The organism is Roseobacter sp. HKCCD5988 (genome assembly GCF_037830355.1).
GTDB lineage: Bacteria > Pseudomonadota > Alphaproteobacteria > Rhodobacterales > Rhodobacteraceae > M30B80.
Genome location: NZ_JBBLYJ010000001.1, coordinates 1,282,593 through 1,306,094, shown reverse-complemented (window position 1 = coordinate 1,306,094; position 23,502 = coordinate 1,282,593). Strand labels below are relative to the sequence as shown.

Annotated in this window: 21 protein-coding genes; 11 read left to right on the top strand and 10 right to left on the bottom strand. The window is 55.6% G+C overall.

The genetic code is table 11. The annotated features are described in order from the left end of the window. Nucleotides 1-103 precede the first annotated feature (103 nt). Entirely contained in the window at nt 104-1,327 is a 1,224-nt protein-coding gene (gene hemA, locus AAC636_RS06480) for a 5-aminolevulinate synthase (RefSeq protein ID WP_340300827.1), read from the bottom strand. 271 nt (nt 1,328-1,598) lie between these two features. Here hemA and parE point away from each other — a divergent pair, with 271 nt between their 5' ends. Beyond that, nucleotides 1,599-3,560, top strand: a complete 1,962-nt coding sequence (gene parE, locus AAC636_RS06475; RefSeq protein ID WP_340300826.1) for a DNA topoisomerase IV subunit B — start codon at nt 1,599-1,601, stop codon at nt 3,558-3,560. 30 nt (nt 3,561-3,590) lie between these two features. On the opposite strand, the gene AAC636_RS06470 is transcribed toward parE, so the two are convergent. From AAC636_RS06470 to AAC636_RS06450, 5 genes are all read right to left on the bottom strand, one after another. Next, nucleotides 3,591-5,420 (bottom strand): ABC-F family ATP-binding cassette domain-containing protein, encoded by a 1,830-nt coding sequence (locus tag AAC636_RS06470; protein WP_340300825.1) that lies wholly within the window; start codon nt 5,418-5,420, stop codon nt 3,591-3,593. A 51-nt stretch (nt 5,421-5,471) separates the two neighbouring features. Further along, nucleotides 5,472-6,023 (bottom strand): peptidylprolyl isomerase, encoded by a 552-nt coding sequence (locus AAC636_RS06465; protein WP_340300824.1) that lies wholly within the window; start codon nt 6,021-6,023, stop codon nt 5,472-5,474. Then, nucleotides 6,016-6,522: a peptidylprolyl isomerase gene (locus AAC636_RS06460; protein WP_340300823.1), complete on the bottom strand. Its 507-nt coding sequence runs from the start codon at nt 6,520-6,522 to the stop codon at nt 6,016-6,018. The genes AAC636_RS06465 and AAC636_RS06460 overlap by 8 nt, the downstream gene beginning before the upstream one ends. 43 nt (nt 6,523-6,565) lie before the next feature. Next, a complete protein-coding gene (gene coaD / locus AAC636_RS06455; RefSeq protein WP_340300822.1) occupies nt 6,566-7,060 on the bottom strand; it encodes a pantetheine-phosphate adenylyltransferase in 495 nt (164 codons plus the stop codon). Nucleotides 7,061-7,136: 76 nt separating this feature from the next. Further along, complete coding sequence (locus AAC636_RS06450; RefSeq protein ID WP_340300821.1) at nt 7,137-8,024, bottom strand: LysR family transcriptional regulator; 888 nt, start codon at nt 8,022-8,024, stop codon at nt 7,137-7,139. Between the two features lie 116 nt (nt 8,025-8,140). Here AAC636_RS06450 and AAC636_RS06445 point away from each other — a divergent pair, with 116 nt between their 5' ends. The 6 genes from AAC636_RS06445 to AAC636_RS06420 all read left to right on the top strand — a co-directional run bounded on the left by AAC636_RS06445 (nt 8,141) and on the right by AAC636_RS06420 (nt 13,645). Then, entirely contained in the window at nt 8,141-9,640 is a 1,500-nt protein-coding gene (locus AAC636_RS06445; protein WP_340300820.1) for a CoA-acylating methylmalonate-semialdehyde dehydrogenase, read from the top strand. Between the two features lie 84 nt (nt 9,641-9,724). Further along, on the top strand, nt 9,725-10,774 hold the full coding sequence (locus AAC636_RS06440; RefSeq protein ID WP_340300819.1) for an enoyl-CoA hydratase/isomerase family protein: 1,050 nt from the start codon (nt 9,725-9,727) through the stop codon (nt 10,772-10,774). Nucleotides 10,775-10,795: 21 nt separating this feature from the next. Continuing rightward, a complete protein-coding gene (gene mmsB, locus AAC636_RS06435; RefSeq protein ID WP_340260826.1) occupies nt 10,796-11,671 on the top strand; it encodes a 3-hydroxyisobutyrate dehydrogenase in 876 nt (291 codons plus the stop codon). A 111-nt stretch (nt 11,672-11,782) separates the two neighbouring features. Continuing rightward, nucleotides 11,783-12,184: a DUF2852 domain-containing protein gene (locus AAC636_RS06430; protein WP_340300818.1), complete on the top strand. Its 402-nt coding sequence runs from the start codon at nt 11,783-11,785 to the stop codon at nt 12,182-12,184. 90 nt (nt 12,185-12,274) lie between these two features. Continuing rightward, nucleotides 12,275-12,706, top strand: coding sequence for an RDD family protein (locus AAC636_RS06425; RefSeq protein ID WP_340300817.1), 432 nt, complete (start codon nt 12,275-12,277; stop codon nt 12,704-12,706). Nucleotides 12,707-12,796: 90 nt separating this feature from the next. Then, complete coding sequence (locus tag AAC636_RS06420; protein ID WP_340300816.1) at nt 12,797-13,645, top strand: arginyltransferase; 849 nt, start codon at nt 12,797-12,799, stop codon at nt 13,643-13,645. Between the two features lie 92 nt (nt 13,646-13,737). Here the strand turns inward: AAC636_RS06420 and AAC636_RS06415 are convergent, their stop codons facing one another. The 3 genes from AAC636_RS06415 to AAC636_RS06405 form a co-directional block, all read right to left on the bottom strand. Beyond that, nucleotides 13,738-16,095, bottom strand: coding sequence for a TRAP transporter large permease (locus AAC636_RS06415; protein WP_340300815.1), 2,358 nt, complete (start codon nt 16,093-16,095; stop codon nt 13,738-13,740). A gap of 38 nt (nt 16,096-16,133) precedes the next feature. After that, nucleotides 16,134-17,033: a TRAP transporter small permease subunit gene (locus tag AAC636_RS06410; protein WP_340300814.1), complete on the bottom strand. Its 900-nt coding sequence runs from the start codon at nt 17,031-17,033 to the stop codon at nt 16,134-16,136. Between the two features lie 170 nt (nt 17,034-17,203). Then, nucleotides 17,204-18,289: a TRAP transporter substrate-binding protein gene (locus AAC636_RS06405; RefSeq protein WP_340300813.1), complete on the bottom strand. Its 1,086-nt coding sequence runs from the start codon at nt 18,287-18,289 to the stop codon at nt 17,204-17,206. A 705-nt stretch (nt 18,290-18,994) separates the two neighbouring features. On the opposite strand from AAC636_RS06405, the gene AAC636_RS06400 reads away from it, so the two are divergent. From AAC636_RS06400 to AAC636_RS06385, 4 genes are all read left to right on the top strand, one after another. Continuing rightward, nucleotides 18,995-20,749, top strand: coding sequence for an acetolactate synthase 3 large subunit (locus AAC636_RS06400; protein ID WP_340300812.1), 1,755 nt, complete (start codon nt 18,995-18,997; stop codon nt 20,747-20,749). A 15-nt stretch (nt 20,750-20,764) separates the two neighbouring features. Further along, nucleotides 20,765-21,325, top strand: a complete 561-nt coding sequence (ilvN, locus tag AAC636_RS06395; RefSeq protein WP_340300811.1) for an acetolactate synthase small subunit — start codon at nt 20,765-20,767, stop codon at nt 21,323-21,325. 118 nt (nt 21,326-21,443) lie between these two features. Beyond that, nucleotides 21,444-22,598: an aromatic ring-hydroxylating oxygenase subunit alpha gene (locus AAC636_RS06390; protein WP_340300810.1), complete on the top strand. Its 1,155-nt coding sequence runs from the start codon at nt 21,444-21,446 to the stop codon at nt 22,596-22,598. After that, entirely contained in the window at nt 22,595-22,822 is a 228-nt protein-coding gene (locus AAC636_RS06385) for a hypothetical protein (RefSeq protein ID WP_340242852.1), read from the top strand. Before AAC636_RS06390 ends, AAC636_RS06385 begins: the two co-directional genes overlap by 4 nt. A gap of 4 nt (nt 22,823-22,826) precedes the next feature. Here AAC636_RS06385 and AAC636_RS06380 read toward each other — a convergent pair whose 3' ends face one another. Then, nucleotides 22,827-23,342, bottom strand: a complete 516-nt coding sequence (locus AAC636_RS06380) for a lytic transglycosylase domain-containing protein (RefSeq protein WP_317655778.1) — start codon at nt 23,340-23,342, stop codon at nt 22,827-22,829. Between the last annotated feature and the right edge of the window lie 160 nt (nt 23,343-23,502).

The window sequence follows — 23,502 nt, the reverse complement described above, 5'->3', positions numbered from 1 at the left end:
GCTTTTCCGTTGCCCATATATTCGAAGGCCGATTCGTATCGGCCCCGTCATCCCCCAATGACACAATAGCATAAGCTAGGCTAGGCGATAAACTTATTGTGTATTAACCCGCCAACTCGGCACGATTCAGCGCACAATGGCTCCAGAGGCGATCCATGGCATGCACCAAAGCATCCATCATTTTGGGGTCATGCACAGGGCTTGGGGTAAAGCGTAACCGTTCTGTCCCGCGGGGAACAGTTGGGAAATTGATGGGCTGCACATAAATCCCGTGATCCCGCAAAAGCATATCCGAGATTTTCTTGGTATGAACAGGGTCACGTACGATCACTGGCACAATGTGGCTACCGTGATCAATGATGGGCAGGCCCATCCCCTTTAGGCGCAGTTTCAGAACTGCTGCGCGCTCTTGATGCAGATCGCGCAGGGCCTGATCCGTCTTGAGATGCGCAACCGAAGCGGCAGCGCCCGCTGCAACCACAGGTGGCAGTGATGTTGTAAAAATGAAACCCGGAGCATAGGAGCGCACAGCATCACACATTTTGGCCGATGCCGCGATATATCCGCCCATCACACCATAGGCTTTGCCAAGCGTGCCATTGATAATGTCGATACGATCCGACAAGCCCAGTTTTTGGGCCACCCCGCCCCCGCGTGGGCCATACATCCCCACCGCGTGAACCTCGTCCAAATAGGTCAAGGCGCCGAATTCCTCGGCCAATTCTACGATCCCCGAAATCGGGCCAAAATCGCCATCCATCGAATAGACCGATTCAAAGGCAATCAATTTTGGCGCAGCAGGATCATCTGCCGCCAGTTTGGCGCGCAAATCAGCAAGATCATTGTGTTTGAACACGCGCTTTGCCCCGCCATTGCGGCGAATGCCCTCAATCATAGAGGCGTGGTTCAACTCATCCGAATAGATGATCAGACCCGGAAACAGCCGCGGCAGGGTCGAGAGGGTTGCATCATTGGCAATATAGGCAGAGGTGAACACAAGCGCTGCCTCTTTGTCGTGCAAATCGGCCAATTCCGCCTCAAGGCGCTTGTGATAGACAGTGGTACCTGAAATGTTGCGCGTGCCGCCAGACCCTGCGCCTGTGGCGTCAAGCGCCTCGTGCATAGCGTTCAAAACGACAGGGTGTTGCCCCATGCCCAAATAATCATTGCCACACCAGACTGTGATATCCTGCTGGCTGCCATCGGGCCGCGTCCAAGTTGCGTGCGGAAATTGTCCCTTGCGGCGTTCAATATCAATGAACGTGCGATAGCGACCCTCGTTGTGAAGGCTATCCAAGGCATGATTAAGGGCGTTGTTATAATCCACACTCGTCTCCTTACATTTCCGCGCGCAGGCCGTGGTTTAAGGGATAACGGCCAGCGTTGCGTGTCAGATAGTCCCTTCGCTGTTGAAAATCCAAGTAACAAATTGACGCGCGCCTTTATTTGATCTGGCGCAAATTTAGATTTGGTTGACATGCAAACACGCGCAAGCGCCCAAGATGTAGTGGTTTGCAAGGCCGTTTTTGGCTTTTCGCCGCGAGATAAAGCTGCCAATATAGGCAAAATCGTAAAGCAAAAATGTGATTGAGCAGAGCATGGCGGATGATCTTTTGGGCCAAGCGGCCTCGGAACAGGCCTATGACGCCTCATCTATTGAGGTGTTGGAAGGGTTGGAACCCGTCCGCAAGCGCCCGGGCATGTATATTGGCGGCACCGATGAACGCGCCTTGCACCATTTGGTGGCAGAAATCCTTGACAACTCGATGGACGAGGCTGTCGCTGGCCATGCCAATCGGATTGAGATTGAACTGGCCGCAGATTACACCGTCACAATCCGCGACAATGGCCGCGGGATGCCGATTGATCCGCATCCCAAATTCCCCGACAAATCCGCGCTTGAGGTAATTTTATGCACCCTCCACGCGGGCGGTAAGTTTTCGGGCAAGGCCTATCAAACCTCGGGCGGCTTGCACGGGGTTGGGGCATCGGTCGTGAATGCGCTCTCCGATCATTTGCGGGTCGAGGTGGCCCGCAATCGCACGCTTTACGCGCAAGAATTCTCGCGCGGCCTGCCTCAAGGGGGATTGCAGAACCTTGGCGCGGCCCCCAATCGGCGCGGCACGCAAGTCAGCTTTCATGCCGATGAACAAATCTTTGGCAGCCATCGCTTTAAGCCTGCCCGCCTTTTCAAAATGGTGCGCTCTAAGGCCTATTTGTTTTCAGGCGTGGAAATTCGTTGGAAATCCGCAATTGATGACGGCGAAACCCCACAAGAGGCCACGTTCCATTTCCCGGGCGGCTTGGCCGATTATCTGGGCGAGGTTTTGGGAAATGCCGCGACCTATGCGCAAGCCCCCTTTGCGGGCAAGGTAGAGTTTCAAGAACGCTTCGGTGCGGCGGGTTTGGTCGAATGGGCGATTAATTGGACACCTGCGCGCGATGGCTTCATCCAATCTTATTGTAACACCGTTCCCACGCCTGAGGGCGGCACACATGAGGCTGGTTTTTGGGCGGCGATCCTGAAGGGCATTCGCGCCTATGGCGAATTGGCGGGCAATCGCAAGGCCGCGAACATCACCCGCGAAGATCTGACTGCGGGCGGGTGTGCGCTGGTGTCATGCTTTATCGCCGAACCCGAATTTGTCGGGCAAACCAAAGACCGCCTCGCCACCACCGAAGCGGCGCGCATGGTCGAAGGGGCGGTGCGCGACCGCTTTGACAATTGGTTAGCCGCCGATACCAAATCGGCGGGTGCGATCCTCGATTTTCTGATCCTACGCGCCGAAGAACGCATGCGCCGCAGACAAGAAAAAGAAACACAGCGCAAATCCGCCACCAAGCGCCTGCGTCTGCCGGGCAAGTTGGTGGATTGTTCGGCCACGAACCGCGAAGGCACCGAATTGTTTATCGTGGAAGGCGACAGTGCGGGCGGGTCTGCCAAAATGGCCCGCGACCGCAAGACCCAAGCCCTGCTGCCTCTGCGTGGTAAAATTTTGAACGTGCTTGGTGCGGCCTCCTCCAAAATGGGCCAAAACCAAGAGATCAACGATCTGTGTCAGGCGCTGGGCGTGTCGATGGGCACGAAGTTCAATGTTGAAGATTTGCGTTATGACAAAATCATCATCATGACCGATGCGGATGTCGATGGGGCGCATATCGCCTCGCTCTTGATGACATTTTTCTTCACCCAGATGCGTCCGATGATTGATCAGGGTCATCTCTATCTCGCCTGCCCGCCCTTGTTCCGCCTGACCCAAGGCGCGCATAGGGTCTATGCCCTTGATGAGGCCGAGAAAGAGAGCTGGATGGCGCGTGGCTTAGGCGGGCGCGGCAAGATTGATGTGAGCCGATTTAAGGGTCTGGGCGAGATGGACGCCAAAGACCTAAAGGAAACCACGATGGATCCCGCCTCGCGCAAGTTGATCCGTGTCACAGTGGATGAGGACACGCCCGGCGAAACCGGGGATCTGGTGGAACGTTTGATGGGCAAAAAGCCCGAATTGCGGTTCCAATACATCCAAGATAATGCGCGCTTTGTTGAGGAATTGGACCTTTAACCCTGTCGAATATTAGCGCCGTTTGGGCGCTCACACCCCTTGCGCCTTTTCCTCAAGCAGCAGCCATTCTTCTTCGGCAGCCGCAAGTTTCGCCTGACGTTCGGCCAAGGCCTCGGTTGCTTTGGCGAATTTGACAGGCTCGCGCGTGTAGAGATCAGGGTCAGACAGCAATTCAGACAGCTTGCCCATTTCCGCCTCAAGCCGCGCAATCACCGATGGCAACTCATTGAGACGATGAGTTTCCGTGAAACTGAGACCCGCAGCGGGTTTTGCACCCGCATTTGACACCACCCGATCAGGGCCTGATTTTGCGGCAGGCGGTGCTTCGCGATCCTCCTGCGCCGCCCCAATCCGCGCGCCTTGGGCCAAGGCATCGCTCCATCCACCCGCATAGACCTGCGCACGGCCCTGCCCCTCAAGGACAACCGTGCTGGTGGCAACCCGATCCAGAAAATCGCGATCATGGCTGACCAAAAGAACCGTGCCCGCATAGTCGCCAAGCAGGTCTTGCAGCAAATCCAATGTCTCGATATCCAGATCATTGGTCGGTTCGTCCAAGATCAAAAGATTGCTTTCGCGCGCCATGATTTTGGCAAGCATCAATCGCGCCCGCTCGCCCCCCGAGAGAGAGCGCACAGGCGCGCGCGCTTGCGCCTCGTCAAACAGGAAATCTTTGAGATAGCCCATCACATGGCGGGGACTGCCGCGCACCATGACCTGATCAGATGATCCATTCACCGCAATCTCACGATCTAAGGTCAGGCTGTCCCACAGACTGGCCTCGGGGTTCAACCCTGCGCGGTTTTGGTCAAACACCGCCATCTCAAGACCTTTGCCCAAGGTGACCTGCCCCGTGTCAGGCGCGAGTTGGCCCGTCAGGAGATTCAATAAGGTGGTTTTGCCTGCTCCATTAGGGCCGACAAACCCCACCCGATCCCCGCGCAAAATGCGAAGATCAAAAGGTTTGAGAATTTGCGTTTCTACAAAGGATTTTGAAATTCCCTTGGCCTCGATCACCTTGCGGCCAGATTGCGAGCCCTCCTCCAACACCATGGCGGCGGTGGATTGGCGGCGGATCATTGCAGCGCGTTCTGCGCGCAAATCGGCCAAAGCGCGCACACGGCCCTGATTGCGTTTGCGCCGCGCACTGATCCCCTCAACGGCCCAACGGGCCTCGGATTTGATTTTGCGATCCAATTTGTGGCGCGCTGTGTCTTCCTCGTCCCAAACCTTATCGCGCCACGCCTCAAAGCTGGCAAAGCCTTGCTCATTGCGGCGCACCTGCCCGCGATCCACCCATAAGGTGGCGCGGGTCAAGGCGTTCAAAAACGCACGATCATGCGAGATCACGACAAAGGCTGTGCGGGTTTCTTCAAGCCGCGCCTCGAGCCATCCGATGGCCTCGATATCAAGATGGTTGGTGGGCTCGTCCAAAAGCATGATATCAGGCTCTTCGGCCAAAAGCCGTGCAAGGGCTGCGCGGCGGCGCTCCCCGCCAGACGCCTTGGCAGGATCAGCGTCAAGACGCAGCTTAAGACCATCGGCCAAGGCCTCGACCCGCCACGCTTCGCTTGGGCCAAGCGTGGCCGTGGCAAAATCACCCAATGCGGCAAAGCCCGTAAAATCAGGCTCTTGTTCCATATAGCCGACCGAGGTGCCTTGCGGGCTTGTGATGCTGCCTGTGTCAGGTTCGGTCAACCCCGCCATGACCTTCATCAAGGTCGATTTGCCCGACCCGTTGCGCCCAACGAGCGCCACGCGATCCCCATGATGCACAACCAAATCCAACCCATCAAAAATAGGGTCACCGCCAAAGGTCAGTGAAATATCCGAAAGCTGCAAAAGCGAAGGGCGGGCCATGGGGGCTATCTTTCACGCAAGCCCGCCTGAACACGGCGGGCTTGTCTTTGGTCAATCACGAATGGCCCGAACAGCCGCCATCTGATCAGGCTCGCCAATCACAGCGCCATTTGGCCCAAGCCCACGCTTGATCTGATCGACAATCTCCATCCCCGATGTGACCTCGCCCACAACGGTGTAATCCCCATTCAATTGGGGCACGGGGGCAAACATGATGAAGAATTGCGAATTGGCGCTGTCTGGGTTCGCGGCGCGGGCCATGCCGACCACGCCTCGCTCAAAGCTGATATCAGAAAACTCGGCAGGCAGGTCTGGATATTGGGATCCGCCCCGCCCTGCAAAGCGCATATCTTGTCCGATGCGGCCATATTCCACATCGCCCGTTTGTGCCATGAACCCATCAATCACTCGGTGAAACACCACGCCATCATAGGCGCCATCTTCGGCCAGTTGCAGCATCCGCGCCGTATGTTCTGGCGCGACATCCTCGAACAAGTCGATGACGATCGCGCCATTCGCCTTGCCCGCGATATCAATCTCTAGCCCCGCCCCAAAGGCAGGGCTTGCCAGAAGCAAGGCCATCGCTGCGCCAAGCTTACACATCTGCGGCCACCTTCACGCTGATCATTTTATCAGGGTTTGCGGGCGGCTCGCCGCGGGTGATCGCGTCAATATGCTCCATCCCTGCAATAACGCGGCCATAAACGGTGTATTGGCGATTGAGGAAATGGTTGTCGTTAAAATTGATAAAGAACTGGCTGTTTGCCGAATTGGGGTTGGAAGAGCGCGCTGCCCCTAATGTGCCGCGATCATGCGGAATGCCAGAAAATTCAGCAGGTAAATCAGGCTTGTCCGAACCGCCCGTGCCCGCCATGCGGATATTCGCGCCCTTGTCACCATTGCCATGTTCAACATCGCCCGTTTGCGCCATGAACCCGTCAATCACGCGGTGAAAGATCACACCATCATAGGCGCCTTCACGCGCCAATTCCTTCATGCGCGCGCAATGCGCAGGCGCAATGTCGGGCAGCAATTCGATGGTGACAGTGCCCTCTTTCAGCTCCATCAGGATGGTGTTTTCGGGGTCTTTGATCTCGGCCATGCCTTTATTCCTTTTGCGGATATCTGACTTTGGCCTTGACCTATCAGGATGAGAATTTCGCGTCTAGCGCTTGATGCACAGCGGGCGGCACGAAATGGCTGACATCGCCCCCAAGCCGCGCGATTTCTTTGACCAGTTTTGAGGCAATCGCCTGATGCTCGGCCTCGGCCATCAAAAAGACAGTGTTGATCTCATCATCCAGTTTGCGGTTCATGCCGACCATCTGGAATTCATATTCGAAATCGGCGACCGCACGCAGGCCACGGATGATAAGCCCCGCCCCAACCTCGCGCGCGCAATCAATCAAAAGATTGTCGAAGGGATGCGCGACAATCTCAATGCCCGTGGCGCGTGACAGTTTCGCGCTTTCGGCCTCGACCATAGCCACCCGTTCCTCAAGGGTGAAAAGCGGGCCTTTATCGCGGTTGATCGCAACACCAATCACCAATCGATCAACCAATTTGGCCGCACGGCGGATAATATCGACATGGCCCAATGTGATTGGATCGAATGTGCCCGGATATAGGCCTGTGCGCATCTGCAAATCTCCCAAACTTGGCATATGCTGCCGCAATTACGGGGTCACGCAACATTATTGCGCCGCGAAACGCAAGCTAAAAGCAGCGCGCCGCCGCCTCCGCTTCAAGCCGCGCCACCTCGGCGCGCAGCCCCGCTGACAAAGCCTTAACCAAACGCCCCAACCTGTCAGAGCGCCGATCTTGCTCGTGGCGCACAAGATAAAAGGCCCGTTTCAGGCTGATGTCATCCTTCAGCACAATCCGCAATTCGGGCGCAAAAGGCAGTGCAAAATCATGCACAAAGCCAATCCCGCCCTGCCGCAGCATGTGCAATTGCACCGCGACAGAATTTGACGCCATCTGCACCCGTCCGCGCCCCAATAGCCCAAGATAGTCCAATTCTTTGTCGAAAATCATATCGGGAATATAGCCCACCACCGCATGATCCCGCGCCTTGGCCAGATCATCTGGCGGCGTCAGATCGGCGCGCATTGCCAAATGCAAATGGTAATCGGTGATCTTTTGCACCAAAAGCCGCCCCGCATCGGGTGGGCTGACAGTAATCGCTAAATCCGCTTCGCGCTTGGATAGGTTCACAACCCGCGGCAGGGCCAGAATTTGGATATCGAGATCAGGGTTATCGGCGCGAATGGCCGCGCAGACCTGTGGCAGCAAATAATTGGCGCAGCCATCAGGTGCGCCGATCCGCACCGTGCCAGACAGCCCCGCCTGCCCCTGCCCGCCCGCAAGAGGAACGGCAAGGGCCGCCTCGGCAGCCTCGGCCGCGGGCAAAAGCTCCTCGCCTACACTGCTCAGGACATAGCCTTGCGGGGATTTCACAAACAGCTCGGCCCCCAGCCGCGCCTCAAGCCGTGCAATACGCCGCCCGATTGTGGCCGCATCAAGCCGCAGGGTTTTCCCTGCCCCTGTCAGGCTTTCGGCCCGCGCAACGGCCAGAAAGACACGGATATCATCCCAATTCATCGCCCCATCCATTTTGCAAAAATGCAAGACTAATTTGGATTTCTTCCTCTTTTCCCGACAGGATTGCAAGTATAGAACAGCCACCAAGTGTAGATTTTCAACAAAAGGGTGGGATCATGGAACAGATCGGTCACTGGATTAACGGCGCGCATGTCGCGGGCACATCAGGCCGCACAGCGGATGTCTTTAACCCCGCAACAGGGGAAGTGCAGGCGCAGGTGGCATTGGCCTCGCAGGAAGAAATGGATCGCGCGATCGCCTCCGCCGCAGAGGCGCAAATTGCATGGGGCGCCACAAACCCACAACGCCGCGCGCGCGTGATGATGGAATTGGTGCGCCTTCTTAACCGCGATATGGACAAACTGGCCGAGGCCATCAGCCGCGAACATGGCAAGACCTTCCCAGATGCGAAAGGCGATGTTCAGCGCGGGCTAGAGGTGATCGAATTTTGCATCGGCGCACCGCATCTGCTGAAGGGTGAATTCACAGATGCCGCAGGCCCTGGCATTGACATGTATTCCATGCGCCAACCTTTGGGCGTTGTTGCAGGGATCACGCCGTTTAACTTTCCCGCCATGATCCCCTTGTGGAAATTGGGCCCTGCCTTGGCATCGGGCAACGCGATGATCCTCAAACCTTCGGAACGCGATCCGTCCTGCCCGATGATGTTGGGTGCGCTTTTGAAAGAGGCGGGTTTGCCTGATGGCGTGTTCCAAGTGATCAATGGCGATAAGGGTGCTGTGGATGCCATCTTGGACAGCGAGATCATTCAGGCCGTTGGCTTTGTTGGGTCGACCCCAATCGCGCAATATATCTATAGCCGCGCGGCCGAAACAGGCAAACGCTGCCAATGCTTTGGCGGGGCGAAAAACCATATGATCATCATGCCCGATGCCGATATGGATCAGGCCGCTGACGCCTTGGTCGGCGCGGGCTATGGGGCGGCAGGCGAACGCTGCATGGCGATTTCCGTGGCCGTGCCAGTGGGTGACGAAACCGCAGATCGGTTGATCGAAAAACTTGTCCCGCGGATCGAGGCCTTGAAGGTTGGCCCTTATACCGCAGCCAATGATGTCGATTTCGGGCCAGTTGTCACCAAAGCCGCGAAGGAAAACATCCTGCGCCTTGTGCAAACGGGCGTAGATCAGGGCGCGGAATTGGTTGTCGATGGCCGCGATTTCAATCTGCAAGGCTATGAAAACGGGTTCTTTGTGGGCGCGCATCTGTTTGACCGCGTCACCCCCGACATGGATATCTATAAAACCGAGATTTTCGGCCCCGTTCTGTCGACCGTGCGCGCTGCTTCCTACGAAGAGGCTTTGGGTCTTGCGATGGATCACGAATATGGCAATGGCACCGCGATCTTTACCCGTGACGGCGATGCAGCGCGCGATTTTGCGTCCCGCGTGAATATCGGGATGGTTGGCATCAACGTGCCAATCCCTGTTCCCTTGGCCTATCACACCTTTGGCGGTTGGAAGCGGTCAGGCTTTGGCGATTTGAACCAGCACGGGCCAGATTCCTTCCGTTTCTACACCCGCACCAAAACCGTGACCTCGCGTTGGCCAAGCGGGATCAAGGAAGGGGCTGCGTTTAACTTCAAGGCAATGGATTGATCCTGCCGCGAAAATCACCAAACTTAACACAAGCCCCCGCGCAGACCTTGCGCGGGGGTTCGCTGTGACACTAGGGAGGGGGCCATGAGCGAGACAGAGTTTCTCAATATCCGAAAAGACGGGCGCGCAGGTCGTATCACGCTGACGAGACCACAGGCCCTTAATGCGCTATCGCAATCGATGTGCGCGGAAATTGCCGCAACAATTGACGCATGGGCCACGGATGAGACAGTCGAGATTGTGATCCTAGATGCAGCGGGCGGGCGGGCCTTTTGTGCAGGCGGGGACATTGCCGAAATTTACGAGGCGGGTCGCGCGGGCGATATGGAAATTGGCGCGCGCTACTGGGCCGATGAATATCGCATGAATGCAAAGCTAGTCCACTTCCCCCGCCCTGTGATCAGCTTCATGCAAGGCTATACGATGGGCGGCGGCGTTGGATTGGGCTGTCACACCTCGCATCGTATCGTGGGCGACAGCAGCATTCTTGCCATGCCTGAGGTTGGAATCGGCCTTGTGCCAGATGTCGGCGGCACCTTGATCCTGAGCCGCGCCCAAGGTCGCTTGGGCGAATATCTGGGCGTCACGGGCGCGCGGATGACAGGGGCCGATGCGATTTACGCGGGCTTTGCGGATTATTATATTCCTGAGGCGGATTGGCCCACATTGATTACCCAGCTTTGCGAAAGCGCGGATTATGATTTGGTGGATCAGGCCGCCGCAGGCCACAGCTCCCCTGTTGCCCCGCTTGCCGCCCTGCAAGCCGAGATTGACCACTATTTTGGTGGCGAAACCCTGCGCGATATTCTCAATGCGTTGGAATTCTCTGACAGCGATTTTGCAAAATCCATCTTAGCCGAGATGGGCAAGAAATCACCCCTGTCGATGGCCTGCACGGTGGAACTGGTGCATCGTGCGCGCCTGCGCGACACAATCGAAAATGCGCTAGAGCAGGAATACCGCTTTACCTCGCGCGCAGTGGAAAAGGCCGATTTCCTAGAGGGTGTGCGCGCGCAGATCATCGACAAAGACCGCAACCCGAATTGGATGCATAGCAGCCCGCGCGATGTGCCGCCCGCGATGGTGGCATCGCTGCTCTTGCCATTGGGGCCACGGGCGCTGAAACTGGATTAAGCAGGAATAAGGGGCCAAACCATGCAGATCGCATTCATCGGATTGGGCAATATGGGTGCACCCATGGCGCTTAATTTGCAAAACGCAGGTCACACGGTCACGGGGTTCGACACGGCTGCCGCACCTGACGGGATCTCCTGCGCCACATCGGCGGCGGAGGCCGCCCATGGGGCTGAAGTGGTGATCACCATGCTGCCCAATGGCATGATTGCACGCGCCGTGGCGGATGAAGTTTTGGCCGTTCTGCCACAGAGCGCGCTGGTGATTGATTGCTCAACCATTGAGGTTGACGCGGCCCGCGCAATTGCCGAGGCCGCCGCCGCGAAAAGGATCGGGTTTCTCGATGCGCCCGTCTCAGGGGGCGTTGGTGGGGCGGCAGCAGGCACGCTGACATTCATGGTCGGCGGGGATGAGGCGGATTTCACCCGCGCAGCGCCCCTGTTCGAGATCATGGGGCAAAAGGCCGTGCATTGCGGTGCAGCGGGAAATGGTCAGGCGGCAAAGATCTGCAACAATATGATCCTAGGGATCACTATGATTGGCACGTGCGAGGCTTTTGCGCTGGCCGATAAGCTGGGTCTTGAGCGGCACGCGATGTTTGATGTTGTCTCGACTTCATCGGGTGCCAGTTGGTCGATCAATGCCTATTGCCCTGCCCCCGGTGTTGGGCCGCAAAGCCCCGCTGATAACGGCTACAAGCCTGGATTTGCGGCGGAATTGATGCTTAAAGATCTGCGCCTGTCGCAGGATGCCGCAACGGCCGCGGATGCCGCCACCCCGCTTGGCGCATTGGCTGAGGCGATCTACACGCAATTTGTCGAAAACGAAGATGGGCGCGGCAAAGATTTCTCTGCCATGCTGCCACGTTTGGCCGCAATGGGCAGAAAAAGCACCTAATTTACAAAAATATTTCCCCGCCCTCTTGTGGCGGGGTTTTTTGTGCCCACATGTGTTAATGTAATTAACATTAACATCATGGCACGGCTGCGCAGCAAAGGAGAAACGCATATGCAAAGCCAAACACTTATGCCCCCTGCCCCTGTTCAAGGTTGGTTCTCACGGGCCGAGGCGTTTTTGGATCAACGTGGCAAACCTGCATGGATTGCAGCGATGGTTCTATGGTTCATCCTATTTTGGCCCTTAGGTCTGGCCCTTTTGTTTTATATGATCTGGAGAAAAGACATGTTCAAAACCTGCAAAAAATCGCGCCATGCTCACATGGGTGGCAGCACAGGCAACAGCGCCTTTGACGCCTATAAGGCCGATACGCTTAAGCGCCTTGAGGATGAGCAGCGTGCTTTTGAAGGGTTTCTTGGACGTCTGCGCGAAGCCAAGGACAAAACCGAATTTGACGCCTTTATGAAAGAGCGTGATGCAAAAACAGGCGCCCCGGCCCCACAGGCCGAGTGATCCATAAATGCAACGCTTACCCCACCCTGCGCTTTTGGGTGGGGTATGGTTCTTCTCACCCTCCCTCGAAGCCATTAGGTTGCACCCATCATGTCTCACCTGCCCGATCCTTACGCGCAAAGCGAATTTTATTCTTATGTCGCGCTCAAACGCTTTGGCGCTTCGGTGATTGATGTTCTGGTGATCACTGTGATCTTGCTGATTACAGGGATTTTCACAGTAGGGCTTGCGTGGTTTTTCTGGCCCGTATTCTTTGTGGCGCTTTCTTTTGTCTATCGGTGGTTCACCCTTGCCCGCCAATCCGCCACATGGGGGATGCGGATCATGGCGATTGAATTGCGCAATGCAACGGGCGCGCGGCTCAATAGTTTCGAGGCGATGATGCATACGTTTTTGTTCATGCTCGCCTCTGGCTTTGTTCTGCCGCAAACGATTTCTGCCCTCATGATGATTTTGGGCGCGCGTAAACAGGGTCTGCACGATCTTTTCTTAGGCACAGTCGCCATAAATCGCCCGCAATAAGCGCGCAGTTTTCGCGGTATGGTTGCAATTTACTTGCCCACGCCCCTACATTGAGGCAGGCTATATTCAAATTTTCGCCGCTGAGGATCCATGCGCCACACTTTACCGATTGCACCGCAATTCTATGTGACTGCACCTCAAACCTGCCCTTACCTTCCAAATCGGCGGGAACGAAAGCTTTTTACCGCATTACAGGGCGATCATGCGACTGAATTGAACGATAGCCTATCAAAGCAAGGCTTTCGCCGCTCGCAAAATGTGCTCTATCGCCCCGCTTGCGCTGATTGCACCGCCTGTCTCTCTGCGCGGATCAGGGTGGCGGATTTTGTGCCAAGCAAAAGCCAAAAACGCACCAAAAAGCGCAATCTGGGGATGACCCGCAATGCCCGCGCCCCTTGGGCCACGGAAGAGCAATTCACCCTCTTTCGCCGCTATCTAGATGCGCGCCACGCCGATGGCGGCATGGCTGATATGGATGTGTTCGAATTTGCCGCGATGATTGAGGAAACACCCGTGCGCTCGCGCGTGGTGGAATATCGCGATGCGGGCAAGGATGCGGGATTAGCGGCGGTCTGCCTGACCGATATCCTCGATGACGGGCTCAGCCTTGTCTATTCCTTCTTTGATCCTGATTTGGATCACCGATCCCTTGGCACGCATGTGATCTTGGATCATATCGATCTCGCACGCGAGGCAGGGCTGCCCTATGTCTATCTCGGCTATTGGGTGCCAGGGTCGGACAAAATGGCCTATAAGGCGCGGTTCTCGGCCCTTGAAATATATGTTTATGGCGCGTGGCAGGAGATCCGCAATCCTGATGAATATTCCAACCAGACGCACCCTTTGTCGGTTGATCCGATTGCGCAACAAGTGGCGCAGATTTCCTTGCCCGACTTGATGGCCCCGCAGACAGCGAAATCTTCGCAGGACACGCCCTGAGGCCCACCCGTTTCACATCAGTATAAGCACCAAACGAAAACGGCCCCCAAAATTGGGGGGCCGCGCTTTTTCATGCACCCTGTCCTCTGCCCTTAATTGTTGGGCAGAAGGTCAGGCACGATGGTCACGATGTCAGGGAACAGCCACAACAGGCCCAGCCCCAGAACTTGGATCAACACGAAGGGGACCACGCCACGATAGATGTTGCGTGTGGTCACGCTGGCAGGGGCAACCCCGCGCAGATAGAACAACGCAAATCCAAAGGGCGGTGTCAGGAACGAGGTCTGCAGGTTCACCGCGATCATAATGGTCACCCATTTCGGATCCAATGTACCGCCATAAATCACAGGCCCCACGATTGGGATCACGATGTAGATGATCTCGAGAAAATCGAGAACAAAGCCCAAGACAAACAAGATCAGCATCACCAAGAGGAACACGACCGTCTCATTATCGAAGGCGCGCAGGAATTGTTGGATGTAATGCTCGCCCCCAAAGGAGATCAGAACAAGGTTCAACAACTGCGACCCGATAAGAATGGTGAACACCATCGATGTCACTTTCGCCGTTTCCCGCACCACAGGCGTCAGAACGCTGCGGCGATAGAGAACATAGCAGCTGTAAAGCAGCCCGCCGAAGGCGAAGTGATAGGCAAATTGCGCGATGAAATAGGCAATCCAATCTTGCAGCGGCACCTCAGAGCGGCTGATGCGCAGATCGAAATTGACACCCACCAAGATCAGGATGACCAGCGCGAAAGACGCCCAGATCACGATCTTTGATTTCTTGTCTTCTTCGCTCAGTTTACGATGCGCGGCGAGCATGATCGCCCCTGCCGCACCCAAAGCCGCCGCAGGTGTGGGGTTGGAAATACCGCCAAGGATAGATCCCAAAACCGCAACGATCAGAACCAGCGGCGGGAACACCACCCGCAACAGTTCGTTTTGCGACATCCGCATCATAGCAATCCGACAGCCATAAATGGTGAGGGCAAACGGAAGGGCAAGGTAGATCCACGCCGCACCCGAACTGGTCGCGGGCGTGATGAACAACATATCCACCATAAAGGCCAAGGCCACGCCAATCGCGCCGATCAGCAACGGACGCGCGTTTTCATTTGGCGCAACACCGCGTGCCGTGGTCAGGATCAGTGCCAAGAGGATAAAGATTGTCGCTACGCCAGACCCGATCGGTGCCGCATTGGCAACCGCCGCCTCGCGAGCCGCAACCATTTCCTCTTCGGACAGTTCGCGGGTTTCGCCTGTTGCACCTGATGCTGCAATCTCGGCCGTCTCAACCACGGCTTGATCCCATGCCTCTTGACCATGCAACTCAATCATCGCCGCTTGGCAGCTTTCACTCACATTCGTGCGCAGGCTGGCGGAACGGCTGTTGTTTTCCATGTTGGAAACAAAGATCGACTGGCTGCCAATCACACCGCTACTTGCCCCAAGAACCACGGCAAAGATAAGGGCGGCGGGCGCGGCCAAGAACCATGTCAGCGCCTCATTGCGGGTGATCTGGCTGGCATTGGTCGACCCCATCCGAACCGCAGGCGCCTTGCTTGGATTAAACAAGGCAAAGCCGAAGGCATAGGCGGCATATAGGAAAGCCAGGAAGATACCTGGCAAAATCGCGGCTTGGAACAAGGTGCCAACGGAAAGAACGGCAGGCTCGCCCAGATAGGTCAGCGCATCGGTACAGCCCGCCACTTGGGCACGGGTTTCTTGGCCCGTAGCATAGAGGTCACCCACCAATGTGCCCAGAAGAACAATCACGATAGAGGGCGGGATAATCTGGCCCAAAGTGCCAGAGGCCGCAATCACACCCGTTGCCAGTTCGGGCGAGTAGTTGTTGCGCAACATGGTTGGCAGCGCCAAGAGGCCCATGGTCACCACAGTCGCCCCAACGATCCCCGTGGAGGCCGCAAGGAACGCACCCACAATCACGATGGACACCGCCAAGCCACCGGGCAGCGGGCCAAAGACGCGCGCCATAGTTGTCAGCAGGTCATCGGCGATCTTAGAACGCTCAAGCGTGATCCCCATCAAAACAAACATCAAAACAGCCAAAAGCGTTTCGATAGACTGACCCGCGATCACACGTTCGTTCATGCGGTTCACGATGAAGGAAATGTTGCGATCCATAGCCATTTCCCACCCGCCGGGGAAGAGATGTTCCTCAAGCCGCGGCAATTCGGGGTATCGGAAGACCGAGATAGCTTCGCGAGAAATCCCACTGTCAACTAGGGCGCGATACTGATCAGAGGCCGTATCAATCGCTTGGTGGATCAACAATCCCGCAGAGTCGAGCGCAGCAATAACCGCAAAGGATATTATCCCCGCGCCGCCAATCGCAAAGGCAACGGGGAAGCCTGTCATGATCCCGCCAAACAGCGTCAGGAACACGATAATCAGACCGATTTCAATTCCATCCAATCCAAAAATCATTTTCTTTTCTTTCCTTCAGGCACGTCTAGGCGTGGATCTTAATGGCCCGCAGCATGCAAGGCTTGGGTCTCTGCATCTTGCGGATCAAGGTCACGATACTTATCAGTACTTTCTTCGCCCTCGACATATTCGAGAAAGGCGCGCCAGAACACCGCCAGCGCATGGACGAACACCATGACGCAGAAGATGACCAACAAGACCTTGAAGATAAAATAGGCGTTAAACCCGTTGGGGCTGAAGCCGATAGTTTCCACGTTCCACCGCAACACACGCGCTTGCATGATCATGCGATCCAACTCGCTTGAGGCGGCAGGATTTGGCACCACAAGGTGACGCCACATAAAAAACCATGCATATAGATAGGTCAGAACGGTTGTGGGCAGCATAAAGAACAGCGCCCCACCCATGTCGATAATGCGCTTTGCGCGGTGTCTCATGCCCGAGTAAAAAAGGTCAACGCGCACATGCCCGCCCTGCACAAAGGTGTAAGACACGCAAAGGCACACAATCATAGCATTGTACAGCTTCAGCTCTTCCGCAAACCATGACAAATCCTGCGTGAAGCTTATACCAAGCGGCCCAAGCTCAAGACCGGGGACCTGAAAAATTCGTTGCAGGAATACGATCATTACCTGCTGCAGCACCATTATCAAGCCTACCCATGCAACTGTGCGGCCAACGCCATTGGCAATAGCCTCAAATGCGCGCACCATCACCCATAGCATTTGGCGCTTCCAGATCGCACCAATAAGGGTAATGACCAAAAAGGCGGTGAAAACGACGAAGAAAAACTCCACCGATGCACCATAGTAGATGAACCGCACGAGGGACTCGTTATTGCTCCAATCCAACCATGACCCAGGGTTCATGAGCGCGATTGCCAGATTGTAAGGGGCCATCGCGATATTGTTGAAGACCCAGACAATGAAATCAATCATGTGACTATCCTTGCAGAAGCGGGCGTTGCATCAACAGAATTCGCAGCACCGCAGCACGCAGGACTCTGCACGCACTTGGCTCTGGATCTGTCCCGCAATGAGAGGCAGCTTCGGGGAGATGTAAAAACTCCTCCCCCGTTTGCACGGGAGAGGAGCCAAAGCTCAGGCGATTAGCCCGCGTTTACACGGTTACGCTGGCGCATATATTCGCCATCCGCAATGTCGAACCAACCTACCGATTCTTGCATAGCAGAGAAGTAGCTTTCTGCGATCTGTGCATAGATCGGGTCGCCCATGTTTTCTTCGCGCACTTCAGCAGCTGCAGCACCAAATGCGTTCCAAACATCATCCGGGAAAGATCTTGTCTGGATACCGCCAGCGCGGAGCCTTTGGAGTGCAGCCCCATTCTCTTGCAGCGTCATCGAAAGCGACTTGGAATTTGTTGCCGCACACGCTGCATCGACAACTTGCTTTTGAGCAGATGTAAAGCTTTCGTAAACATCCAAGTTGAATGACAAGGTCAATGCAGAGCCTGGCTCGTGGAAGCCTGAGGTGTAGTAGATCGAGGTTGCTTCTTGGAAGCCCATTCGCTCATCCGCGAAGGGGCCGATCCATTCCGCACCGTCAATCTGACCAGAGGCAAGCGCCTGATAGATTTCACCGCCTGGAATGTTCTGAACGGATGCACCCAAGCGGCCAAGAACCTGACCACCCTGACCGGGCATGCGGAAGCGCAAACCCTGAAGGTCATCTGCCGAGTTGATTTCTTTGTTGAACCAACCACCTGGCTGCATTGCAGTGTTACCACAGGTGAAAGACTTGAGGTTAAACAAACCTGCAAGCTCATTATGCTGCTCGTGACCACCACGGTTATAATACCAGTTGGCGAATTCCTGACCCGTCATGCCGAAGGGAACTGACGTGAAGAAAGCAAAACCCGGGTGCTGGTTCAAGAAGTAGTAATCAGCCGAGTGATACATGTCAGCCTGACCAGAGGACACGGCGTCAAACACTTCGAAGGCGCCAACGAGGCTACCGGCTGGGTTTTTGTTAACTGTCAATTGACCGTCGGTCATTGCAGTAATGTAGTCGGCAGCCATTTGTGCCGCGTCATCAAAGATCGCGAAACCATCAGGAACCGAAGTTACCAATGTCAGCGTACGATTGCCCTGAGCATAAAGTGGTGCGGCCAAAGTCGAAGCTGCGGCTGCTGTCCCCCCAAGGGCAGACGTTCTCAAGAAAGAACGACGATCCATAGTATTCCTCCCATTCGGACACTGCCGCATTGGTGCGACAGTTTTTCGTTTCAAGGTTCTACCACGCTACAGCAACAAAATTGCGCCGCAAACCAATTTCCGCGCCCGAAGCCCCGATTTTGTAAAATTTTTTTACCAAAAGAGCCATTTTCCCTAAAATATATCGCAAATTATGACCTAATTTTAGAATAGGTGAATGGATTTTACGCAAGCGATCAACTTAAGGTTACAATTGAGAGCGGTGCACTCGCCATGATCTGCGCCCTCGTTCCGAATCTTTTCAAACGCAAGGGCACCTGCAGTTTTACCGATCTTGCCCCCCAAAACGCACAGTCCTATCACAGAGCAAAAGCGGCCAATCATCCCCAAGGTTGGATGGTCAAATTCAGAAAACCATCCATTAGGGCCATTCTGGGATATAAAATTGCGTATTTTCGCCACCAAAAGACAGTTTATTTAATTTCTACCCTGCAAACGCTGTTGACCTCCCCCCCGCGGATACCTAATGTCGACCCGATTATAGGAGATTGGGATGCTACATTTGGTGGTCGTAAATGTGGGAGTGACAGCGCGCGTGGGTCGGTGACGATAGCCATAAGAACCCCCATGCGCCCTCGGATATCACCGAGGGCTTTTTTATTCGTAACACCCCATAAAACATCGCCCCGTGTAGCGGCCAAAGTGTACAACGAAGGACAAAGACAGATGACGCGTCAGATGACCGGTGCAAAGATGGTGGTCGAAGCCTTGATTGAACAAGGCGTTGATACGGTGTTCGGGTATCCAGGTGGCGCGGTTCTGCCCATCTATGACGAGATCTTTCAGCAAAATCACATTCGCCACATTCTTGTGCGTCATGAGCAAGGGGCGGTGCATGCCGCCGAAGGCTATGCCCGCGCCACGGGCAAACCGGGTGTTGTGTTGGTCACCTCTGGCCCCGGGGCAACCAATGCTGTTACAGGGTTGGTGGATGCGTTGATGGATTCGATCCCAATTGTGGTTCTGACGGGTCAGGTTCCAACCTTCATGATTGGGTCAGACGCATTCCAAGAGGCCGATACAGTCGGCATCACCCGCCCCTGTACCAAGATGAACTGGTTGGTCAAAGACACAGATCATCTGTCGTCCACCATTCACGAGGCGTTTCATATCGCCACGAAAGGCCGCCCCGGCCCCGTTTTGATCGACATTCCAAAAGATGTGCAATTCGCAACAGGCACCTATGTCGAAAAGCCCCGCGCGAAGGTTGATCACTATACCCCGCGCGTCAAAGGCGACACCGCGATGATCACCGCCTTGGTCGAGGCCATGGAACAGGCGGAGCGTCCGATTTTTTATACAGGCGGCGGCGTGATCAATTCCGGCCCCGCGGCAAGCAAGCTGCTGCGTGAACTGGTCGAGGCGACTGGATTTCCTATCACGTCAACCTTGATGGGGCTTGGCGCGTATCCTGCATCAGGCGAAAAATGGTTGGGGATGCTGGGTATGCATGGCCTTTACGAGGCCAACCTTGCCATGCATGGCTGCGATTTGATGATCAACATTGGCGCGCGGTTTGACGACCGCATCACAGGGCGCATCAACGCGTTTTCGCCAAACAGCCTCAAGGCGCATGTCGATATTGATCCCTCCTCGATTAACAAGGTAATCCATGCGGATTTCCCCATTATTGGGGATGTGTCCCATGTGTTGGAAGATATGCTGCGCATCTGGAAATCTCGCGGCGGCAAAACGAATTCGGCAGCGGTCAAGAAATGGTGGGGCCAGATCGAAGAATGGCGCGCCGTGAAATGCCTCAGCTATAAAAATTCAACCAAGACAATCAAACCGCAATATGCACTTGAGCGGCTTGAGGCGCTGACAAAAGGCATGGATCGCTACATCACCACTGAGGTCGGCCAACACCAGATGTGGGCCGCGCAATATTTGGGTTTTGATGACCCAAATCGTTGGATGACCTCTGGCGGCCTTGGCACAATGGGCTATGGCACACCCGCCTCAATCGGGGTGCAGGTCGCCCATCCTGACGCCTTGGTGATCAATGTGGCGGGCGAGGCATCATGGCTGATGAATATGCAGGAAATGGGCACGGCCGTGCAATACCGCCTGCCCGTCAAGCAATTCATCCTCAACAACGAACGTCTTGGCATGGTGCGCCAATGGCAGGAATTGCTGCATGGTGAACGCTACAGCCATTCATGGTCAGAGGCCTTGCCAGATTTCGTCAAACTGGCCGAAGCGTTCGGGTGCAAGGGTATCATGTGCGACAATCCCGATGATCTTGATGAGGCGATCAAGGAAATGCTCGCCTATGATGGGCCAGTGATTTTCGACTGTTTGGTTGAGAAGCATGAAAATTGCTTCCCAATGATCCCATCGGGCAAGGCACATAATGAAATGTTGTTGGGCGAGGCTGAAACCCAAGGCGTGATTGACGCCAAGGGCAGCGTCTTGGTCTAAGTAAAGGGTGTAATCATGTCTCCGCTCAATATCGAAAAAGGCTCTAGCAGCCATTCGGCCTATGATCTGCGCAGCCATATGTCTGACGCGATTGAAACCCACACGCTTGCGGTTTTGGTGCAAAACGAAGCGGGCGTTCTGGCCCGTGTCATCGGGCTGTTTTCGGGCCGTGGCTATAATATCGAAAGCCTGACTGTGGCTGAGGTTGATCACGCAGGCCATCGGTCACGGATCACGATTGTGACCTCAGGCACGCCACAGGTGATCAACCAAATCAAAATGCAGCTCGAGCGTATGGTGCCCGTCCATGAGGTGCATGACCTTACCGTGGAAGGCGCGATGGTCAGCCGTGAATTGGCCTTGTTCAAGGTCAAAGGCAAGGGTGAGCATCGTGTCGAAGCCTTGCGCATTGCCGAGATTTTCCGCGCCAATGTGGTGGACAGCACTTTGGAAAGTTTCGTCTTTGAAGTCACGGGCACGCCCGAGAAAATTGACGCCTTTGCCGATCTCATGCGCCCCTTGGGCCTATTAGAGGTTGCCCGCACAGGCGTTGCTGCCATTGCGCGCGGTGCGTAACCGCAAAGGTCGCTTCCCATAGTCTCAAAGGTCGCGTTTTGATAAGATCAGCGCGGCCTTAGCTTTCAAAAAAGATCATCCCCGTTAGGGGCGCATCTTTTCTTAGGGGGAAAGACCTATGCCTGATGATTTGATCAAGTACGATCTCGACAGCGTTCTTGCGCCAATTTCGCGCGCCAATGGCCTGCCGAATGCGCATTACACCGACCCCGCAACAATCGCTCGTGAAAACCGCGCGGCGCTTGAGCATCAATGGGCCGCTTTGGCCGTTGGGGCCGATGTGCCTGAAAATGGCGATGCAAAACCGATTGAATTTTTGGGCCAACCCCTGCTGCTTTTGCGCGATGACACAGGGGCGGTGCGGGTCTTTTTCAACATCTGCCGCCACCGCGGTATGATCTTGGTCGATGCGCCGCGCAAAATCGAAGGCGCGATCCGCTGCCCCTATCATTCATGGTGCTATGCCAAGGATGGCCGCCTTGTGGCCACGCCCCACGTGGGCGGGCCTGGCCAAAACCAACATGAAGGGATTGAGCGGGCGACCTTGGGCCTCAAAGAGGTGCGCAGCCATATCTGGCGGGATGTGGTGTTTATCAACCTGACGGGCGATGCCCCCGATTTTGAAACCCAACACCAAGCCGCCCTCACCCGTTGGGCTGAATTTGAAAAGCCGCTCTATCATGGCGGCGAAGACAGCTGCTTTACCTTGGATGTGAATACGAATTGGAAACTCGCGGTCGAGAATTATTGCGAGAGCTATCACTTGCCATGGGTGCATCCGGGCCTGAACAGCTATTCACGCCTCGAAGATCACTATCACATTGAAGAAGAACAAAGATTCTCAGGCCAAGGCACGCTTGTCTATCGCCAGCTCAAGGATGAGAAAGGTCAAAGCTTTCCTGATTTTGACGGGCTGTCGCAGACATGGGACACCGCCGCTGAATATATCGCGCTTTATCCCAATGTCTTGCTGGGCGTGCATCGCGATCATGCCTTTGCGATTATCCTAGAGCCTGTCGCCCATAACCGCACGCGCGAGCATGTGCATCTCTACTATGCCACCCCAAAGACCGATCCTGACTTGCGCGCCAAAAACGCCAAGCTGTGGAAGGATGTCTTTATCGAAGATATTTTTGTGGTGGAGGGGATGCAAAAAGGGCGTGCTGCCGCAGGGTTTGATGGGGGCCGCTTTGCCCCCGCGATGGACGGGCCGACACATATGTTCCACCAATGGGTGGCGCAGCGGTTGCACGACACGGAAAGCGGATTGTGAGCGCCCCAAAATCCGCGCTTGATGCCGCACTTCTTGCGGCCCATGCGGCAGGCGATAAAGAACGCATTGCGCAGATATATGCCAAGGCCGCCGATGATATGGGTGCGGCCTCTGCCGCGTTTTATTTGACCCATGCTTATGTGTTTGCCCTTGATGCAGGGCTGCCCGAGGCCGAAACCTATCGCCGTGCTTTGGTCGAATTGGGGGCCGAGCCGACCAGCTAGGCGCTCACCCACCCCCCAAAATGCGGCGCACGTAATTTTGTGTCTCTTGAAAGGGCGGCACGCCGCCATGGGTGTTTACGGCTTGTGGCCCAGCATTATAGGCCGCCAAGGCCAAACGCCATGAGCGGAAATTGCGATATTGCATCGCCAAATAGCGCGCGCCCCCTTCTAGGTTTTGCGCAGGATCATGCGGGTTCACCCCCAAGAGATCAGCGGTATCTGGCATCAATTGCGCCAAACCAATCGCACCCGCATGGCTGATGGCGCGCGGGTTCCAGTTCGATTCAACCGCAACAAGGCGTAGGAACAAATCCTCAGGCACGCCATGACGGCGCGCCGCATTGCGGGCAAGATCAAGATAGGCCTGAGGGGCCTGCCCCGAAAAGCGCGGGATCGCCGCGCCAAGGGCCGCATCGTAATCAGGGCGCAAGCGTTCTGAATTGGAATATTGGCTTGAGGCGCGGCTGTCCAAAACCCGTGCCGCCGAACGGAAACGATCAAGGCTATTGCCATAGGCCATAGAGATTTGCCCAAATATTAGGACAAATCCCACAGAAATCAGGCTGACTTTCTGCACCTTCACGGCCCATTCACCTCATAAAACCTGCGCTGTTTTAGCCTGTATCCCCCACAGCGCCAAGCGCTTGTGCGCCGCCTGCAAATGAAATTCGGGTTTCATT

Coding starts and splice junctions, on each gene's coding strand:
- AAC636_RS06420 (WP_340300816.1), top strand. CDS start 12,797: ATGCGCCACACTTTACCGATTGCACCGCAATTCTATGTGACTGCACCT.
- ilvN (WP_340300811.1), top strand. CDS start 20,765: ATGTCTCCGCTCAATATCGAAAAAGGCTCTAGCAGCCATTCGGCCTAT.
- AAC636_RS06465 (WP_340300824.1), bottom strand. CDS start 6,023: ATGTGTAAGCTTGGCGCAGCGATGGCCTTGCTTCTGGCAAGCCCTGCC.
- AAC636_RS06440 (WP_340300819.1), top strand. CDS start 9,725: ATGAGCGAGACAGAGTTTCTCAATATCCGAAAAGACGGGCGCGCAGGT.
- AAC636_RS06450 (WP_340300821.1), bottom strand. CDS start 8,024: ATGAATTGGGATGATATCCGTGTCTTTCTGGCCGTTGCGCGGGCCGAA.
- AAC636_RS06390 (WP_340300810.1), top strand. CDS start 21,444: ATGCCTGATGATTTGATCAAGTACGATCTCGACAGCGTTCTTGCGCCA.
- AAC636_RS06425 (WP_340300817.1), top strand. CDS start 12,275: ATGTCTCACCTGCCCGATCCTTACGCGCAAAGCGAATTTTATTCTTAT.
- AAC636_RS06470 (WP_340300825.1), bottom strand. CDS start 5,420: ATGGCCCGCCCTTCGCTTTTGCAGCTTTCGGATATTTCACTGACCTTT.
- AAC636_RS06460 (WP_340300823.1), bottom strand. CDS start 6,522: ATGGCCGAGATCAAAGACCCCGAAAACACCATCCTGATGGAGCTGAAA.
- AAC636_RS06430 (WP_340300818.1), top strand. CDS start 11,783: ATGCAAAGCCAAACACTTATGCCCCCTGCCCCTGTTCAAGGTTGGTTC.
- AAC636_RS06415 (WP_340300815.1), bottom strand. CDS start 16,095: ATGATTTTTGGATTGGATGGAATTGAAATCGGTCTGATTATCGTGTTC.
- mmsB (WP_340260826.1), top strand. CDS start 10,796: ATGCAGATCGCATTCATCGGATTGGGCAATATGGGTGCACCCATGGCG.
- coaD (WP_340300822.1), bottom strand. CDS start 7,060: ATGCGCACAGGCCTATATCCGGGCACATTCGATCCAATCACATTGGGC.
- AAC636_RS06405 (WP_340300813.1), bottom strand. CDS start 18,289: ATGGATCGTCGTTCTTTCTTGAGAACGTCTGCCCTTGGGGGGACAGCA.
- AAC636_RS06380 (WP_317655778.1), bottom strand. CDS start 23,342: ATGGCCTATGGCAATAGCCTTGATCGTTTCCGTTCGGCGGCACGGGTT.
- AAC636_RS06445 (WP_340300820.1), top strand. CDS start 8,141: ATGGAACAGATCGGTCACTGGATTAACGGCGCGCATGTCGCGGGCACA.
- AAC636_RS06410 (WP_340300814.1), bottom strand. CDS start 17,033: ATGATTGATTTCATTGTCTGGGTCTTCAACAATATCGCGATGGCCCCT.
- AAC636_RS06400 (WP_340300812.1), top strand. CDS start 18,995: ATGACGCGTCAGATGACCGGTGCAAAGATGGTGGTCGAAGCCTTGATT.
- parE (WP_340300826.1), top strand. CDS start 1,599: ATGGCGGATGATCTTTTGGGCCAAGCGGCCTCGGAACAGGCCTATGAC.